Source organism: Chitinophaga pinensis DSM 2588 (assembly GCF_000024005.1).
GTDB classification, from domain to species: domain Bacteria; phylum Bacteroidota; class Bacteroidia; order Chitinophagales; family Chitinophagaceae; genus Chitinophaga; species Chitinophaga pinensis.
This window is the reverse complement of record NC_013132.1, coordinates 5414922-5431888: the sequence shown is the minus strand read 5'-3', so window position 1 is coordinate 5431888 and position 16967 is coordinate 5414922. Positions and strand designations below refer to the sequence as shown.

The window sequence follows — 16967 nt, the reverse complement described above, 5'->3', positions numbered from 1 at the left end:
GGTTTGAAAGATAGTTATGGAGAATACTATGCGTATCACTTCATGATCAATAACCGTTATGCAAAGCAAAGCCACAATCTATACCATCAAACAGGCCTTGTACAACGCGGTCGAAATATTCACAGGCCGCGGTATCCAACATTGGAGTATTGAGTGTTTTTGTAAAGGAAACTGTTTAGCGAAAGATCACCTGCTTCTTTTTGTTGAAGCAGGCCAGTTAGACATACAATTTGGACATACCCTTTATCATGTAGAAAAGCAACAGCTTGTTTTTGTGAGAAAAGACACCTGCTTTCAATATGAGTCATGCGCTACCCCCTTGAGCATGATTGTATTTGAACTAAAGTATGATATCATTGTCGGATTTGTTGCTATGCTTAATCTTCGAACACGAGGAGAAGGTACCTGTTTGCCGCTGCTTACCGGTGATACAAGCGAGCTATTAAGAGAATATATGTCTTCACTGCAGCTTTATTTTAATCAATACCCCAGCCTTTCAGCCAGCCTTACCAGAATGAAACTGGTTGAACTCCTGATCTGTCTGTCTGCAAATGACAGGTCGTTTTTTGAACAACTATTGTTTGTAAAAGAAAGTATCCGTCCCGATATTACCCGGCTCGTGGAAGAAAATCTGACGAACGCCATTTCCTTGAATCAGCTCGCGCGATTAGCCGGTAGAAGTGTTTCAAGTTTGAGAAGGGATTTTATTTCCATCTATAATATGCCTCCATCCCGTTGGATACGGCAAAAGAAACTGGAAAGAGCAAAAGAACTGCTGGTGAATACGGATATGACGGTAACAAGTATCTGCTATACACTGGGGTTTGAAAGTGTGGCCCACTTTTCAAGGGCCTTCAAATCCTATTTCCGCTATTCGCCCTCCGGACTGAGGGAAGGTGCCTCCGTGGCAACCACCTGATAAAAAAAACGTCTTTCAAACAACCCCATTAAGTGATCATAAATAATACTTTTCATGTACACACGCACAATCGTACAATTGGTGGAAAGTCCACTACATCGAGGTTTTCTGGGTGAAGGACATGTAGCGGCAGCTGTTATCAACGCAACTGATTTTTTTCAGACCGATCCTTTTATTTTATTGATGGATGATCGTCTTGATCTTGCTGGCGGGCCTCCCGTAGGAGGGCCGCATCCGCATGCAGGTTTTGAAACCGTTACACTTGTACTAAAAGGTGATGATCAGGGTTGGGTAACAGGCAGTCTCGAACTGATGACAGCCGGGAAAGGCATCGTTCATTCGGAAACTATTACAGCGAATAGCAGCCTGCGTATTTTGCAATTGTGGCTGGTGCTGGCTCCGGAGAAAAGGTGGATACAACCTACCTGGCAGCAACTGCTGCCCTCCGTAGTTCCCACAATAAAGACAGCACAGCTTGATATCAGGGTGTATAGTGGTAACAGCAATGGCGCCAGCTCACCACTCCGTAATAATACCCCGCTGATAATGGTAGATGTGATCATGCAGAAGATCGCATTATTTACACAAATCCTTCCCGCAGCCTATAATGCGCTTGTCTACGTGATCGAAGGACATATATTGATTGGCGAAACAAGTATTGGCGCAGGACAGGCAGGGTGGCTGAGCATACCAGCCAGGAAAGGAGATAGCGAAATTATAGTCACTACAGAAGGACAGGAAGCCCGGATTATTTTATATGCAGCCGAACCTCACCATGTGCCTGTTGTCAACCATGGGCCTTTTATAGGTGACTCACCTGAAGATATTGCCCGTCTGTACAAGGAGTATCAGGAGGGGCGTCTGCCCCATTTGAATGACCTGCCAGAGAGCAGTAAGATCATATATAGATAGATCGATAGTCCGGGGGCTAATAATCTCCCTTTTTTATGCCCAGGCGTTTCATCTTCGATTCCAGGGTACTGGGTGGAAGATCGAGTAATTTAGCAGCTCCGTTTTCACCGCTGATTTTTCCTTTACATTTCTTAAGGGTATGCAGGATGTAATGTCTTTCATACTCATGCCAGGTTTTAACATCCTGATCTGCATTTAAGTTGCTTTCTGATGGAGCTTCCTTGTATTGTATCTGTGGTTGTAGTACGGCTTCTGCGAGTCCCTCCTGCTGGGAACTGTACAGTAATACCAGTCTTCGCATGGCACTTTCCAGTTCCCGGATGTTCCCCGGCCAGGGATGTGTAAGCAGCTTATGGGCGACAGAAGAAGGAATCTCAAAGAGGGCCTTTCCTTCCGCAAGACAAAACTTATCTTTAAAATGATTGGCAAGTAACAAAATGTCATCTCCACGTTGCCGTAATGGAGAAAGATAGATAGGGAATACATTTAAACGGTAGTAGAGGTCAATCCGGAACCTACCTTCGGCCATCTCTTTCTCAAGATCACGGTTTGTTGCAGCGATGATCCGGACATTGATCTTAATAGTATCACTGCCTCCCAATCGTTCGATTTCCTTCTCCTGGAGTGTTCTGAGGAGCTTTGCCTGTACATCAAAGGGTACTTCGCCTATTTCGTCGAGAAAGAGGGTTCCTTTGTCCGCCTGTTCAAACTTTCCTATGTACCTGCCGGCAGCCCCGGTGAAAGAACCTTTTTCATGTCCGAATAAAATAGATTCTATCAGTGTTACCGGCAACGCAGCGCAATTGACCTTGATAAATGGTCCTTTCTTCCTGGGAGACAATATATGCAGGGCCTGTGCGATCATCTCTTTACCTGTGCCACTTTCGCCGAGGATCATCACCGCAGAATCAGATGGCGCTACCATGTGTACCTGCCGCATCGTGTGTTGCAGTGTTTCACTTTGACCAATAATAGCCGGATAGCTGTCAGTTTCAACTGCTCCGGTACGTATTAATAGATCCTTAGGTAGTGCCGCATCAGGAGATGGGTCAGGTAATCTGTTTTCATGTTGATAAATGGCAATCTCCAGCATAGCGAGTACATCTTTTTCCCTGCATGGCTTCACCAGAAATCCATAAGGGCGGGTTGACTTTACTTTGTCAAGCGTGCTTTTATTCGAGTTGGCAGATAAATATAGAAACGGCACATGCTGACTGCGCAGCATATGTCCGAGGTCAACGCCTGTTGATGCTCCTCTTAGAAAAATATCAATCAATACAAAATCGGGCCGTTCGTTTTTGAGCATCGAAAGGGCCTGTTCAACGGAGTTGGCAATCCCGGAAACTTCATACCCGGCTTTAATCAGCATCCGTTGCAGGTTTTTGGCTTCAATAAATTCGTCTTCGACTATCAGTATTTTTCTCATGAGCATGGGATTGCAGCGTTTTATTGTAATCTGTTAGTGGATAGGGGCGACCTTACTTTGAAACGAATATAAAGCGTTGTTCCCTGAGTGCCTGACTCAATCTTTGCCTCTCCGTCAATGTCTATGGCGAGACCTTTAATCAGACTAAGCCCGAGACCATCAGTATGCGCTTCACCTGTGGCGTTAAATCCGATGCCATTGTCGGCAATCAGTAAGTTGACAAAGTTGTCGGCATCCTTTTCACATGAAACGGTAATTTTTCCCCTTCTGTTATTGTCCCTGAATGCATATTTCATGGTATTCGTAAATGCCTCATTAAATATAAGGCCAACCGGCATAGCCTGCGATACATCCAGCTCTACATCGTCAATAGTCATTTGTATATCTATGGACTTACCTACAGGAAAAGCCTCCCTGAGATGTTGGATCAGCTCCGGCAGATAGTTCTTCATATTGACAGAGGACACATTCTCAAACTGATACAGTTTCTGATGCAGGAGAGAGGTCGCAAATATCCTGTTCTGGCTGACCTGTACTGCTGCCAGCGCATCATCTCCCAGGTAATCGGCCTGCATTTCCAGCAGGCTTACAATTGTTTGCAGGTTGTTTTTTACACGGTGATGCACCTCTTTGAGCAGCCATTCTTTTTCATTGACCAGCTGCGTCAGCTGATCATTTTTCTGACCGATCAGTAGCAGGTTCTTTTGTTTCATACGGTACTGGTTGTAACCCAATGCCCCAATGATCAGTAATAAAATAATACCGCCTGAAACGATATTACGCATTTGCCTTGCCTGTTTGAGATTACCTTCCTGGATCAACCCCTGTTGTTTCAGGATTTGAATATCCTGGTCCTTTTTCTCTGAGGCATAGCGGATGTTGGCTTCCTGACTTTTAAATCGTTGGTTAATATTAACGGCAGAATCATTAAAATAAACATAATCCCTGAGCGCGAAAAATGCGTCATGGAACTTCCCTTCTGCTGAATCTATTGCAAACTGTAATCGGGAAACCTCAAGTCTCGACATAATTGTAGGTCTGCCCCTGGCATGTTCTACGACTTTCTGCAAATAAACCCTTGCCAGCGGATAGTTTCCTTTCTGAAAGCATAAACGGGCATATTGCTGAAATCCGAATACATCTGGCATCTGCAGGTGTTGCGGTGGAATTCTTTCTACATAGGCAAGGAATGGCTGGAAATATTTTTCAGCGGAATCATGCTGATGCAGCTGTAAGTATGCCTCTCCGAGACGGACAGACATGGTTATACTATCTATCTCACCTTCCGGTGGATAGTCTGCAAGCATCTTTCGTATAAATGACAGATACTCATTTGCCTTATTTAAGCGTGGCATAGATTTGCCGATCTCTTCCAGGTTAGTATACCATAAAATCTGTGGCTCAATCGCACGTCGCTCGATTCCTTTGAAATACCATTCGTTCGCCTGTTGATATTCACCCAAACCCATATAAATTGACCCCATTCTGGTACATACCATGCTGTAAATACTTGAATCGCCTGTATTAGTCATGATTGTGAGTGCACTGTCAATATCCAGGGTAGTTCCGATGTAGTCTGCCCTATTATTCTTTAAATACGCTCTTACGTAATAAGTATCCATAAAGTGTCGGTATCCACTTTGCTTTTGCATGACTAATAACTCGCCAAGCTTTGCTTCTGCGAGCGACCAATCCGATGAAAAGTAATAAGTGACAATATCGCCAAGGGCTGCTATGGCGTGCTCCTTCAGCTGCAACTCCTGGTATGTTGCAAATGCTTTTTCCAGATTACTAAGCCGGTTGGCATCGTTGTATGGCAAATGAAGCGCCAGCTGATGGACGGCAATTGCATTTCTTTTTTTATCACCGTTATTCTTTAAAAAAGAGGCCACCAGGGCAAATGTTTCCGAGCTCTTTTTTGCATCGCCTTGCTGAAGATATAGATCGCCGGCTACTGCGTCACATTCAATCAGCCACCTTATAAGCTTTAATGACTTTGCATACGCTTTCGCCTGAGTTATATAGGTGGCTGTATTTTCAAGATCGGATGGGTCATTGCCTGGCTTGTGCAGATAGTACAGCGCCAGTTCCAGTAACATGGCAACCCTCTTTTCTCCAGCTGCACCGGGGATCGATTGCAGCAGCAGATTTGGAGCATGCTGATTTAACCAGGCAACTTCCTGCTGCAGGTTACCGTTATTGATGGTTTCATCATATGGCAACTGGATATTAAGATGGTAGATTTTGCAAACGTATCGTACGCAACTATCCATGTCCCATTGGCCCTGGTTCACAACATAAAAAAAGCGTCCGATGTTTGTGGCAAGCAGACGCTTCTGAGATTCGTTGTAATGATTGATTGTTGCAGTAAATACAGTCGATTGTGCATACACTTTCGACAATAAGCAGCTGAGAAGCAGATATGTAAAAAGTATTCTAACCATAAGAGAAGCGCTTACCTAATGTACAAAATATCTGTATTTCAGGCAAGAGCGCTGGGTAGAAGTACCTACTTTACTGCTGTGATATCAATTCTGTTCCATATGTCGGTGAATTCAATTGTATCAAAAAAGGCAACTACTTCAATAATCTTTCCTTGTTCCATTTTCATGTACCAGGAGTACATATTATCATAAGGCCGCCCATCCTTTGCAACTGCAGTGCCATGCCAGAGCGCGATCACCATGTCATCTTCTGCAAAGATGCCTTTCAGTTCAGGAGTGATCTTTTTCGAAAACCGTTCATTCAACGGATCGATCACTTCCGCGATAAATGCCTGTTTACTGGTATATGTTTTTGAAACGGGACTGTTGCCGGTAATTGTCCATACGACATTAGCTGCCAGCAGATCAAAAAAACTGCCTTCAGATCTGGTCCAGCGCTCAAACCCTTTACGTACGATCTCTTTGTTTATCATGGTTTCATTTTTAATCTGCTTCTCCTTGCAGCCGGGTAACAACATGAATGTTACTAATATACCCGATAACAGACATAAACTTATCCGGAGAACGTATATATGTAGCCTTCCCATAATGTTTGGTTGGCCGGCGTATTACAAATCGCTCTCCCGGATAAACAGAAGGGAGGATCTGTAACACGCCGGCACTATATATTGTTCTTTAAATGGTCACATCCCAGGCTTTTTCCTGGTGTTCTTTGAGCATGTCTTCGACGAACTTCGGAACTACATTCCTAAATTTTCCTTTATCTGATGGTACAATATTGACCATTGCACTAATCATTTCTTCGGGGTCGAGTCTGCCCTGAGGCGTTCCTAACAGAGAATCGAAAACGGCCTTCATATCGGCCCGTTTAGTAAAATTCTTACTATCGTCGAGCCAGCGGAAAGGGTTGTCTGCCATCGTTTCATTATAGCCTGTCAGGTAGGCGCCAGGATTGATCGTTTGTACTTGGATATCGTATTTCTTCAATTCTGAAGAAAGCGCTTCTGCGACCGCTTCCAATGCATGTTTTGTTGACACATAGATCCCATATCCATCTGGAGTGAATAATCCACCCATAGAGGAGGTAAACACTACTTTTCCTTTTCTTTTTTCACGTATCAATTTAGCAATGAACTGTTGCGCGAGATGTAGGGGGGCAAAAACATTTGTTTCGAAATTTTTGCGTACCAGGTCAACCGGGATTTCGAAGACTGGTCCGGCTTCACCTATACCAGCATTGCTGAGCAGAATATCGTAATCCCAGGTGAGTGCGTAAGCCACATCATATGGATCGAGGAGATCTAGTTTTTCCACCCGCAGGTTCTTTTCCAGCTTTAGATCTATTGCCTTCTGGCGAAGCGGGGTAACCTGTGGCGAGATCTGAACGCCTGCAATGACTTCATGTCCCAGTTTGGCTAAGCCTATGGCTGTTCCTTCTCCTAAACCGGAGCCTGCTCCGGTGATCAGAATTTTTTTCTTGTCGCTCATAATGTTGTAATTGTTATTGATGAAAAAATCTGGTGAACTAAATCGTGCTGCCAGCCGTTGCAATTAGCAGGTCCTGGGGTACAGCCCCTCCCGAGATACCGATGTAGCCGATGATATCTTTGTTTTTTAATATAGGCAGGCCGCCGGGAAAGCCTACAAGTCCTCCGTTAGTCTGCGAGAGTCCATAAGCATGTGCCTCGGGTTTAAGGAACTCGCCCACCATTTCAGAGCTTGTCCGGAAGAGCATTGCAGTTTTTGCTTTTTGCAAGGCAATGTCTATTGATCCGATAAAGGCATTATCCATGCGGACAAAGAATTTCAAATATCCGGCTGTATCGAGAATGACGATGTTAACCGGCACCTGTATTTCGGTCGCTTTTAATTCTGCCTGTCGGGCGGCAGTTGTCGCTTGTTCCATTGTAATTTCCATGGAATATTATTTTGGGTGAATTTTCGTCTGTAAGGTTCCCTGGTTGTCCGGACGTATATCCGATGGTATAAAGTTGCGAAGCAAATTCTGCAAGCTGTTTACCATTTGATTCAAATGTGTTGACTGATTAGTGCATAGTTATATTATCGCTGTTTCCTGGAAAGTTGTATGGTACCCATAATGAAGAAGATGTTTAATCCACCGTTAACTTTGTCCTGTTCATAAGCATAGGACATATCAAGATTGAACCAGGGTAAAACATCGCTGGAAACGCCTGCCGCTATACGATTACGCATCCATCTTTTCTCATTGATCAATATCCAGGTTTCATCAAAAGAATAAATCCTGGTCTGCTGTAATTTGCCCGGTAAAGGCCATGTTAGCCGTAACCTGTTCCTATAAATATGCATATCCGCGGCATGCTGTCGGAAGCGATTCCATATGACATTCCTATCCTCTAGGATAATTCTGTTCAGTTTTGTTGTCAATAAACAGCCGGTCATAAATGAGTGTTCAGGAATAACAGGTCCTGCCGGTGGATGGTAATTAATATATAGGTAAGCCGGGTTGAGTATGACATATTTGCTGATCCCGATATAAGACTGTAGATAGAGCAGGTGGGTATGTTGGTGGGTAGATAAAGCGTATTGCGCAGATAGTTTGAGCCTTTCAGCGTGTTGATAGGTGATCCCTGGGATGACCCAGGCAGTGGTAGTGGGTTGTTGCTGGCTGTAAATGCATATAGAACTATATAAAGTCAGGAATAGAAGCAAGTACGCCTTTAGTAGGTACTTAGGATATAGGATTTGGGTGGTAACTGTTGGATAATTCCGCATAACCGCTATTTCATGCCACAAGGTTATCCTTTATGTGCAAGGAGTGTATGCAAAATGATTCAAATTGTTTATCAATTTCGTTCAGGGACTGCCAATATAATGTATAATTAATAAATTAAGCAATTGTTCGCGGTGTTGGAGGATTGCTGCTGTTTTTAAGGGGATAATCCTTACCAGCACCAGGGAATACAGCAGATCAGGGTAATAGTTCAAGGCTGATCATCCAGTCTGCTTTACCGTTCTTTTCTCCGTAGGTCAATTTTACCTTATCCCCCGGATATAAAGGTGCTTCATAGTATTCTAGCAGGTCGCCGGTACCCGTTCCGTACTTTTTTACATGCCTGTCGCTGCTATCAGTACTAACAGCACAAATGACGACCCCGATTACTTCCCGTATAGTAGTTGTAATCACTATCTTATTGTGGCTACTGTGTATGCGCTGCCGCCTGGGAATATAATAGAGCAGTAGTGCCAGTAAAAAAGGAATGAAGCAAAAGATGAGGATTCCCGGAAGGGATGCTTTCCCGAAGTCTTTCATAGCGGCGTAACAGACGCCGCCAATCAATAAAAAAAAACCTACGCAACCCATACGGATACCCGCACCATTTAAAAGGTCACTTTTTTCTGCCTGCGTCAGCGGTACTGTTTGCCTTTTTGTCAGCGGATCGTTATAGCTGATTTTCATCAGGTAATGTTCGCCGTTCTTTTCAATCAGTTCAAGTGTAACAGGTATGCCAGTCATGGCATTTACATGTTCGATATCATGTTTGTAATGCCCGATGTCATAAAATGAGGGAAGCACAATGGAGATATAGGTATCTGTGACAAAGCCGTCAAAATGGTAACGTAACTTATTCTTCTGGAAGATTTCGATACGACGTAATATACCCGAAATGACTTTAGGTGTGCCGCTCTTTAATGGATATGGGATGATCACAGGATATAGTTGATGATACAATATAGGTTATAAGATGCTAAGCGTGTCAAATATAATAATAACATGGTAAAAAGGAGCAAGCGAATGTGGGGATGGACAGTAGCATAGACATTTTGTAGTCGATATTATTTTAGTAACTACTAAATAAATAATCCGATACTTTGCTAACTTTAGCCGGAAAATTAACTGTCAATGTAGCACTAAACCAGCTGTTGTTATTCCACTAAATTCCACCTTATTTCAAGATGACCAGCTTACGTCCATCACCAAAACCTTATCTGATAGCTATTATCTGCTGCTGTTTTTTTATGTGTGCAAGAGCACAACGGCCGGTGTATATTGATCACACCGCTGCCGAGTACATATTTACCTATGGAGAGATAAACTGGTTGGAAGATCGCACCGGATCTATGGATTTTGAGGAGATCAGGAGCCGGGATGCGGCAGGTACATTCCGGATCAACACGGATTATTATCCTAAGAACTTTAATCCCAGTTCCGTTTATTGGTTTAAAGTACTGGTAAACTTTTCTGATGGGATTCCCAATAACCAGCGTTTATTTGAGTTCTATGATCAGACCATCGAAGAGCTGACCTTATATTTGCCGGATGCCCATGGAGAATATACGGAGCTTCATTCGGGTGCAGCGAATGCCTTCAAAAACAGGCTTTACAGACACAAAAATTTTGAGTTCCTTATTCCTGATGTGTCCAAAGGTACCTACGTCTGCTATGTGCGGATAAAATCTTTAAATGAGATTAATTTCATTATGGTGTATCGGTCGGTAGAGCGGTTTATCAACTATGCCCTGGTTGAATATATCACTTACGGGTTGTTCTATGGCATGATACTCGTTTTCTGTTTATACAATCTGCTGATGCTGCTGGCTACCCGTCTCAGTCACTATCTGTATTATGTATTGTATATCGTGAGCGTAGGCGTTTATGAGATGAGTACCGATGGTATCGCATTTCAGTTCATATGGCCGGATACGCCGGGCCTGAATGAGTATATGTACGGTATCTCGCTGTATTGCATGAGTATATTCGCACTCATTTTTGCCAGAACGCTGTTACGCGTAAAAAGGCAGAGTCCACTATTATATAGTCTGATCAACTGGATCATCGTTCTACGGACTGTTTATTTCCTGGTTTGTCTGTTTGCCAGGAGGGAATGGTTTATTTATAAATTTCTCGATTTTATCCCCCTTTTTGCCGCATTCCTCTCTGGCTTTGTTATCTGGTGTAAAGGCTTTAAACCTGCACGCTTCTTTGTGCTGGGGAATGCAATACTTTTTATTGGCGCAATTGTAAAACTGATCACGGTATTGGGTTTCGTACAAGGAGTGTCAGGTGTAGTAGGACATTACAGTATGGTGATTGGTTTTGTTATGGAAATGGTACTGCTGTCTTTTTCCATAGGCGATCAGGTAAGACTTTTCAGAAAAGAAAAGAAGCAGGCACAGGATGATGCATTTTATCATATGCAACACAACCTGAAGTTACAGGCGTCTGTCAATCAACAGCTGGAAGAACAGGTCGAAGCGCGTACAAGACAGCTGGAGCTTCAATCCAGGGAGATACACGAACAGGCGCAGGAGATTGCGCGTATGAATAAGTTGCTGGAAAAAGACAATGCGGAACTCAAGACGAATATAGAAAAGATCACCGATGCCCGAATTAAATCAGCAGAGCTGACATTTGAGGAATTCAGTCAGAAATATCCTGACCAGGAGAAGTGTTACAGCTTCCTGGCTGATCTGAAATGGAACAAAGGTTTTACCTGTAGGAAATGTGGGTATGCCAACTATAGCACCGGCCGTAAACCATTCAGCCGGCGCTGTAATAAATGTGCATATGAAGAATCACCGATGCATGACACAATATTTGAGAATAACCGTATACCTATCAACAAAGCATTCTACATCGTATACCTGGTGTTTACTACCAAAGGCAACATTTCCTCTTATCAGATTGCCGAAAAAACCGACATGCGTCAGGGTACCTGCTGGGCATATGCTGCCCGTGTAAAAACCCTCTTGGATATGGAAGCAGGCGCCTCAAAAAAGAGTAAAAAAGGTAGCTGGACTGACCTGATAATGAAAACCTGATGGTGTCTGTCAAAACTGTACAAGCGCGCCGATAGAGATTTGCCGGGCATTTGTAAATGCACCATTAAACTGTGTAGTCTGAACAGTGCCGGAATCCATGAACAATTGATCGGTGCCCGTTCCGGTTTCGGCATGACGATAAGTGCCGGATACTAATAACGATAAATAGGATTTCAGCCGGAAGTTAACTGTAACGGATGTCTTTACATCAAATCCCCTGGCATGGTGTTTAAAACTGACAGGGTGTTGAAAGGCGTCGATCAGGTTCCAGTCTGCAACCGCATCATAGTTCATCTGACTGTATTGTAACTCTCCGCTGAGATCCAGCCAGGAAGTCACCCGGTAAAGCCCGGAGAGCCCGCCTGAGACTCCTTTCCAGCTGGTATTATAAGTACAGCGCAGGTTTTTCTCTCCAGGTACATATGCAGCATGATCGAGCAGGAACAAAGACTCCTTATGGGCGGCATATCCTGCAAAGACGGCGATTTGTATCCCAGGTCTTTGCAACAGATGATATCCGCCGTATAGCCGGAATGCCGATAAGCGACCTTCGTCAGCATCGAGTTGTGCATAATAGCCTGGTTGTTGCCGGTCATCTTCTGAATAGTCGGTATCTGTGGCCTTTCCTGATTGAATAAAGGTGTGGGACAGTTCTCCTTTCAGAAAAAGGCGACTGTTGAGATTGATTTGCCCTTTTATAGCGACTGCCGGCCCGCTTAATAAGCGCCATTTTACTTCGGAAAGGACGTTTGGTGATTGTCCGCTGGCGTTACCTGCTATAGACCATCGCAGATCAGCTGTGTGGTATCCGCCGCTTACCGCCAATTCCGCTACAGGCGAGTGGTGTTGCGCATGGACAATGGCACAACTGAACAATAATAAGCTGTGGAGTAAAAGAAATTTCATATCGTATGATGTAGTTTACCCGCCAGGAGCGAGGTCCGGGCGGGTAAACTAAGTTTAACAGGTTAGCTTACTGATTGACGCCAAAGGCTTCCCAACCAGATATTGTGGCACGGTTACAATTCATTGGTTGTGTTCCGTTTTCAGAACTTACATACTGACCATTACTACCCCTGAGGGATATTTTGCCGTCGGCATTGACAACCCAGTCAAATTTCTCCCAGTCACCAATTGTAAGACGGTTACAGGTCATGGCCTGTGTACCGTTTTCTGATGATACGTATTTTCCCTGGGAGAGGAGGGCTATTTTCCCTCCGCCGGCGTCTACTACAGAAAAGGTTTCCCATCCGGAAGCAGTTGGTCTGTTACAGTTCATTGCCTGTGTACCATTCTCGCTGCTCACGTATTGGTTATTAAAACCTTTCAGGGTAACGCTTTGTCCGATAGGTCCTGTGGGTGTAGTGGTAGTGCCAGCCCATTTAAACGTAGCGGCAGCACCACCAGGCAGTGAGTAGGTAAAGGATTGACTACCCCATTTCACTTTGAATGAAACATTTCCGCCACCGTTGTTAAACGCCAGCAATACTTTAGAACCATCGCTGTTTCTGAAAGCGGTAGTCTGGATATTACCGGAATTGTTAGAGCCAATACGTACTGCGCCGGGGCGGACGAATTTAGATACGTGTCCGATGATATAATAGCCAACACGGCGTACGATGTTACCTCCATCGATCGTCACAGCGCCCATGGATACTGTGCTGCCTCCTGGTGTATGAGGACCGCCCTGAGAATCGCTGATCAGGTTCCATTCCAGTACTGTTTTAGACCAGTTGTTCAATGAACCGATTACTACATTCTGTATGTGCCAGGACAGGTCTCCGGAAAAGCTCCCGCCCACAGAAGTATATTGTTCTGTGAAGTAAACATTCTTATTAGTGGCGTTCTTTACGGTTGTCATAGCAGAGACATTCCCGCCATACAGGTGAAATGCAGATCCATCTACGTAAGTACTGTTATTCGCTACATAAATAGGATACTCTGTGTTATCACAGTTGTGATCATAACAGATGATTTTACAGTTGAAACCAGCGCCCCTTAACTTAGGACCGATATAGTCATTGATCAGGCCAAGTTGGTTCTCTTTAGTCAGTGTCATACTGGGTTCATTGTAAGGGTTCAGGGGTTCGTTCTGGGGAGTAATCGCCCAGATTTCGATGCCCTGTCCTCTCATGGCGTTCATATAGTCCAGCCAGTACTGACCATAACTTTCATAGTTTTCCGCCTTGAGTGTACCGCCAACGAAAGAGCCGTTTGTTTTCATCCAGCGGGGAGCAGTCCATGGAGTTGCGATGACTTTGATCGCGGGGTTAATCGCCAGGATCTTTTTCAGGATGGGAATGGTATAGGTCAGATCCGGACCAGATAAACTAAAGGAAGCGCCATCGCGATAGGTATAGGAATAATCACTCAGGTCAGTGGCGCCTACGCCAAGACGGATGACTGAAATACCGATACCGCTGGATGGACTGAACAGTTCATTTAACAGGGACGTTTGTGCGGATGCTGACAGATTGTTGATTAATTTGGCACTACCCTGGGTCAGTGTGTATCCGAAACCGTCGATACCCTGATAAGTAGTTCCCTCGTTCACTGTAATGGTGGTGCCACTGGTACCCGCATCAGGCGCAAATGTGACGTTACCCTGTTGTTGCAGGAGCGCACTCTGGTTGCCGGTAGTCATCCAGATGCTTACAGATTCATTTGCCCTGGCAACTGTCTGACCGTCATCAATTGCATCTGTTGTATTAATGTTCTTTTTACATGCATAAAATGCAATACAAAGCATGCCTGCGGCGGCAAGCCGAAGATAAATTTTTTTCATTTTGTGGATTTTTACTGGTTAATAATTGGCCGATTGATATTAGCTCAGGCAAAGCTTGCTAAGTCATAGGATCTGATATTTATGGTTAAAGGGTACATATTACTCTTTATAATCGTGGACGTGGAAGCGATAACAGTGTACAGATATTTGACTCATGGGCCAGGAGGTACAGTTGCTTATGCTGTCTCCCGAATGCTCAAATTTATCGAAATAAAAGTCAATAAAACGAAGAAATATTCTCACAAAATGCTGGTTATCAATAAATGAGAGGGTGATATAATGCACTTAAGACGCATGTTGCACATAAAAGGAAGCCTTGAAAAACATCACTTTAGATTTGGGGATTTTCGGGATAATGGCAGTTTTAATACACTTAAAAAACATTTGACCTGACATCCGGAGACTGCGCTTTTTCGTGTTCAGTTAGCTCACTTTGCCTGCTTCCGGGCAAATAGTGCAAACAGGGCCTGCAATCTCTTTTAAGATGACCATCAGGTCAAGGCATAAAAACGGCCGCAAAAAGTGTCGATCTTTTGCGGCCATATTCATGAATCATGTTGCGTTATTGTCGCTAAACGGCTTTATTCCACTTTGGAAATATCCCGAAAATATCCTGGTGTTGCCTTAACAAAGTCTTCTTCAGCACTTCCGGACAGTCTGTATACCCCGCATCGTGGGTCACGTACCAGTATATATTTAACGCTTCGATATTTTCCCGGGTCATCTGTTTTTTCCAGGCGATATGTGCCGGCGTTTTGCCAAACTGCTGACCATTGATAATTTCATCTTTGAGACCACCTAAGCCGACCTTCCCGACAGAAAGGGAACCATCTTTTTCAACCTTCCCTGAATGGCCGATATAGATCAGCTCCACTCTTCCCTTTTTTAGTGCATAAATAACATATACGCCACTTTTATCAGCAGGTGCATTGCAGACCTTCTGCAGATCCTGTTCTGGCGTGAGGAAGAAGTGGTCCTGAGTTTTGTACTTGTCTAATATGTCAAACATCCTGTAAAGATAGGGTATCCCGCCGAATCGTCCTTAAAACCTACTTCAGCATAAATAAGACATAAAACAAGAGCAGGTCCTCCTTTTGCAGGGTTTGTAATAAGAGCTTCATGGCCTTTGTGGTTTTGATGCACTGGCCACTAATAAAGAGCACCTGCAAAAAGCTTTCGATACGACACTTTTATATGTGCAGAGCGACAGTCGCATATACACGATTTTCCTGCCTGCAAATGGCTATTACTACGGTAAGCAGACAACATTGGCCGACTATCTGGATAAAGTGAAAAACGTGTCATATCTGTACTATCAGCCACTGTTGACAGCGATCATCCCTGGCCGGAAACTTTCCCTGGGACAGCTAAGCGACGGCGATATTTTCAAAACAGCGGCGACACAGGAGGTGGCTTTCCCTGGTGGAGATCCCAATCTCTTTAATCAGGTGTAGATCGTAAAGAAGAATGGACATACTTATGCGTTTGTTGCCGGTATAGATGGTGGTACAGCGCCGCGGGTAGAGATCCTTCGCAGTCATATGGCAGGCAATGCCTGTATTATGGAGACGAATGGGGAACTTGGCTTCCTGCCAATGTAGCCAAAAAAATCCCTACTATTGCATATTATTTTTTATACCTATGCTCGTGTATCCGGATGAAATTCTTTTGGCGATACCTTATCACACTGAATATTATGAAGGCTGGATCAATCATGATACAGAATACCTGAAGGTCAGGCGCCGGCAGGAACATTATAAATTATCAGAAACGCCCTTGTATGCGCATGATCTTGCTGTGGGAGATATCGTGAGTGTTGTTTATGATAACGGCACTTATTTTTTTAATGGCATTATCGAGGAGTCGGGATATAGCTCCCTGCGTTTAAATATATACCATAAACACCTATGCGGGGAAATCACGGATATGATTAGCGGCCTGCAAGGTGAAATAAAGATGCTTTGGGGTCCGGATCTTTTAAGGGTGGATGTTCCCTCGCATGTGGACTATGCTCCAATAAAAGAATATCTTGATGCTGTGTCTCATAAGAGACATGCCGGTTTCTGGGAAACCTGTATCAGGAAAAAACATCGTTTCGATCTTAGAACTATGGATAAATTTAATTTTTGGGATCTCATTGAAGAATCTTACAAGCAGTCTCACGGAGACAAAGAGCAACAGATAACCATACTGACAGATCTGTTACAGCAATTCGATACACAGGTCATCATTGAATTTGAAAAGATATTTCGTGAGCTGGTTATTCAAGCGGATACCTATAAGGTAATGGCAGCACTCAAAATTGTTGATGGATTTGTAACTGATGACTCCTATCTCTATTTCAGATGCCGGTTAATATCCAGGGGACGTGCATTCTTCAATGACGTGCTTGAGAATCCGGATTATCTTGCCAATTATGATGTAAGTATTACGAGTGATATAGATCATGAGGAACTCATGTATGTGGCTACACGGGCATACAGGAAAAAAACAGGCATTGAGAAAGAGGATGATACATTCCCGAGGAGTATCGCATACGCTGCTGGACTCGACTATGATTTTGGCGCACCGCCTACTAAGGGAACAGATTGGACAGAAGAGGAATTACCTGTACTGCTGCCCAGATTATGGCAACAGTATCTTCATATCACCCACTCATAAGTAGGAAGCAGATTGCCT

The 16967-nt window shown here is 44.0% G+C and carries 15 protein-coding genes; 5 read left to right on the top strand and 10 right to left on the bottom strand.

What is annotated here, in order from left to right; all coding sequences use genetic code 11:
- The first annotated feature begins 58 nt into the window (after nucleotides 1-58).
- On the top strand, nucleotides 59-919 hold the full coding sequence (locus tag CPIN_RS39790; RefSeq protein WP_012791982.1) for a helix-turn-helix domain-containing protein: 861 nt from the start codon (nucleotides 59-61) through the stop codon (nucleotides 917-919).
- 54 nt (nucleotides 920-973) lie between these two features.
- Nucleotides 974-1831, top strand: a complete 858-nt coding sequence (locus CPIN_RS21670) for a pirin family protein (RefSeq protein ID WP_012791981.1) — start codon at nucleotides 974-976, stop codon at nucleotides 1829-1831.
- Nucleotides 1832-1847: 16 nt separating this feature from the next.
- Here CPIN_RS21670 and CPIN_RS21665 read toward each other — a convergent pair whose 3' ends face one another.
- The 7 genes from CPIN_RS21665 to CPIN_RS21635 form a co-directional block, all read right to left on the bottom strand.
- The gene (locus CPIN_RS21665) at nucleotides 1848-3257 is read right to left on the bottom strand and encodes a sigma-54-dependent transcriptional regulator (RefSeq protein WP_148230610.1); all 1410 of its coding nucleotides are present in this window, start codon (nucleotides 3255-3257) and stop codon (nucleotides 1848-1850) included.
- Nucleotides 3258-3277: 20 nt separating this feature from the next.
- The gene (locus CPIN_RS21660) at nucleotides 3278-5701 is read right to left on the bottom strand and encodes a tetratricopeptide repeat-containing sensor histidine kinase (protein ID WP_012791979.1); all 2424 of its coding nucleotides are present in this window, start codon (nucleotides 5699-5701) and stop codon (nucleotides 3278-3280) included.
- Nucleotides 5702-5766: 65 nt separating this feature from the next.
- A complete protein-coding gene (locus CPIN_RS21655; RefSeq protein WP_012791978.1) occupies nucleotides 5767-6174 on the bottom strand; it encodes a nuclear transport factor 2 family protein in 408 nt (135 codons plus the stop codon).
- A 202-nt stretch (nucleotides 6175-6376) separates the two neighbouring features.
- Nucleotides 6377-7189: an SDR family oxidoreductase gene (locus CPIN_RS21650; RefSeq protein ID WP_012791977.1), complete on the bottom strand. Its 813-nt coding sequence runs from the start codon at nucleotides 7187-7189 to the stop codon at nucleotides 6377-6379.
- 37 nt (nucleotides 7190-7226) lie between these two features.
- Nucleotides 7227-7619, bottom strand: a complete 393-nt coding sequence (locus tag CPIN_RS21645) for a GlcG/HbpS family heme-binding protein (RefSeq protein ID WP_012791976.1) — start codon at nucleotides 7617-7619, stop codon at nucleotides 7227-7229.
- A gap of 143 nt (nucleotides 7620-7762) precedes the next feature.
- Nucleotides 7763-8455: a DUF2490 domain-containing protein gene (locus CPIN_RS37690; RefSeq protein WP_012791975.1), complete on the bottom strand. Its 693-nt coding sequence runs from the start codon at nucleotides 8453-8455 to the stop codon at nucleotides 7763-7765.
- A 196-nt stretch (nucleotides 8456-8651) separates the two neighbouring features.
- Nucleotides 8652-9392 (bottom strand): hypothetical protein, encoded by a 741-nt coding sequence (locus CPIN_RS21635; protein WP_148230609.1) that lies wholly within the window; start codon nucleotides 9390-9392, stop codon nucleotides 8652-8654.
- Nucleotides 9393-9637: 245 nt separating this feature from the next.
- Here CPIN_RS21635 and CPIN_RS21630 point away from each other — a divergent pair, with 245 nt between their 5' ends.
- The gene (locus tag CPIN_RS21630) at nucleotides 9638-11503 is read left to right on the top strand and encodes a 7TM diverse intracellular signaling domain-containing protein (RefSeq protein WP_063715259.1); all 1866 of its coding nucleotides are present in this window, start codon (nucleotides 9638-9640) and stop codon (nucleotides 11501-11503) included.
- A 9-nt stretch (nucleotides 11504-11512) separates the two neighbouring features.
- Here the strand turns inward: CPIN_RS21630 and CPIN_RS21625 are convergent, their stop codons facing one another.
- The 3 genes from CPIN_RS21625 to CPIN_RS21610 all read right to left on the bottom strand — a co-directional run bounded on the left by CPIN_RS21625 (nucleotide 11513) and on the right by CPIN_RS21610 (nucleotide 15297).
- Complete coding sequence (locus CPIN_RS21625; protein WP_012791972.1) at nucleotides 11513-12409, bottom strand: omptin family outer membrane protease; 897 nt, start codon at nucleotides 12407-12409, stop codon at nucleotides 11513-11515.
- A gap of 67 nt (nucleotides 12410-12476) precedes the next feature.
- Complete coding sequence (locus CPIN_RS21620) at nucleotides 12477-14288, bottom strand: glycoside hydrolase family 30 beta sandwich domain-containing protein (protein ID WP_012791971.1); 1812 nt, start codon at nucleotides 14286-14288, stop codon at nucleotides 12477-12479.
- Between the two features lie 571 nt (nucleotides 14289-14859).
- Nucleotides 14860-15297, bottom strand: coding sequence for a hypothetical protein (locus CPIN_RS21610; RefSeq protein ID WP_012791970.1), 438 nt, complete (start codon nucleotides 15295-15297; stop codon nucleotides 14860-14862).
- 187 nt (nucleotides 15298-15484) lie between these two features.
- On the opposite strand from CPIN_RS21610, the gene CPIN_RS21605 reads away from it, so the two are divergent.
- Entirely contained in the window at nucleotides 15485-15742 is a 258-nt protein-coding gene (locus CPIN_RS21605; protein WP_012791969.1) for a hypothetical protein, read from the top strand.
- A gap of 187 nt (nucleotides 15743-15929) precedes the next feature.
- Nucleotides 15930-16949, top strand: coding sequence for a DUF4240 domain-containing protein (locus tag CPIN_RS21600; protein WP_012791968.1), 1020 nt, complete (start codon nucleotides 15930-15932; stop codon nucleotides 16947-16949).
- Nucleotides 16950-16967: the final 18 nt, after the last annotated feature.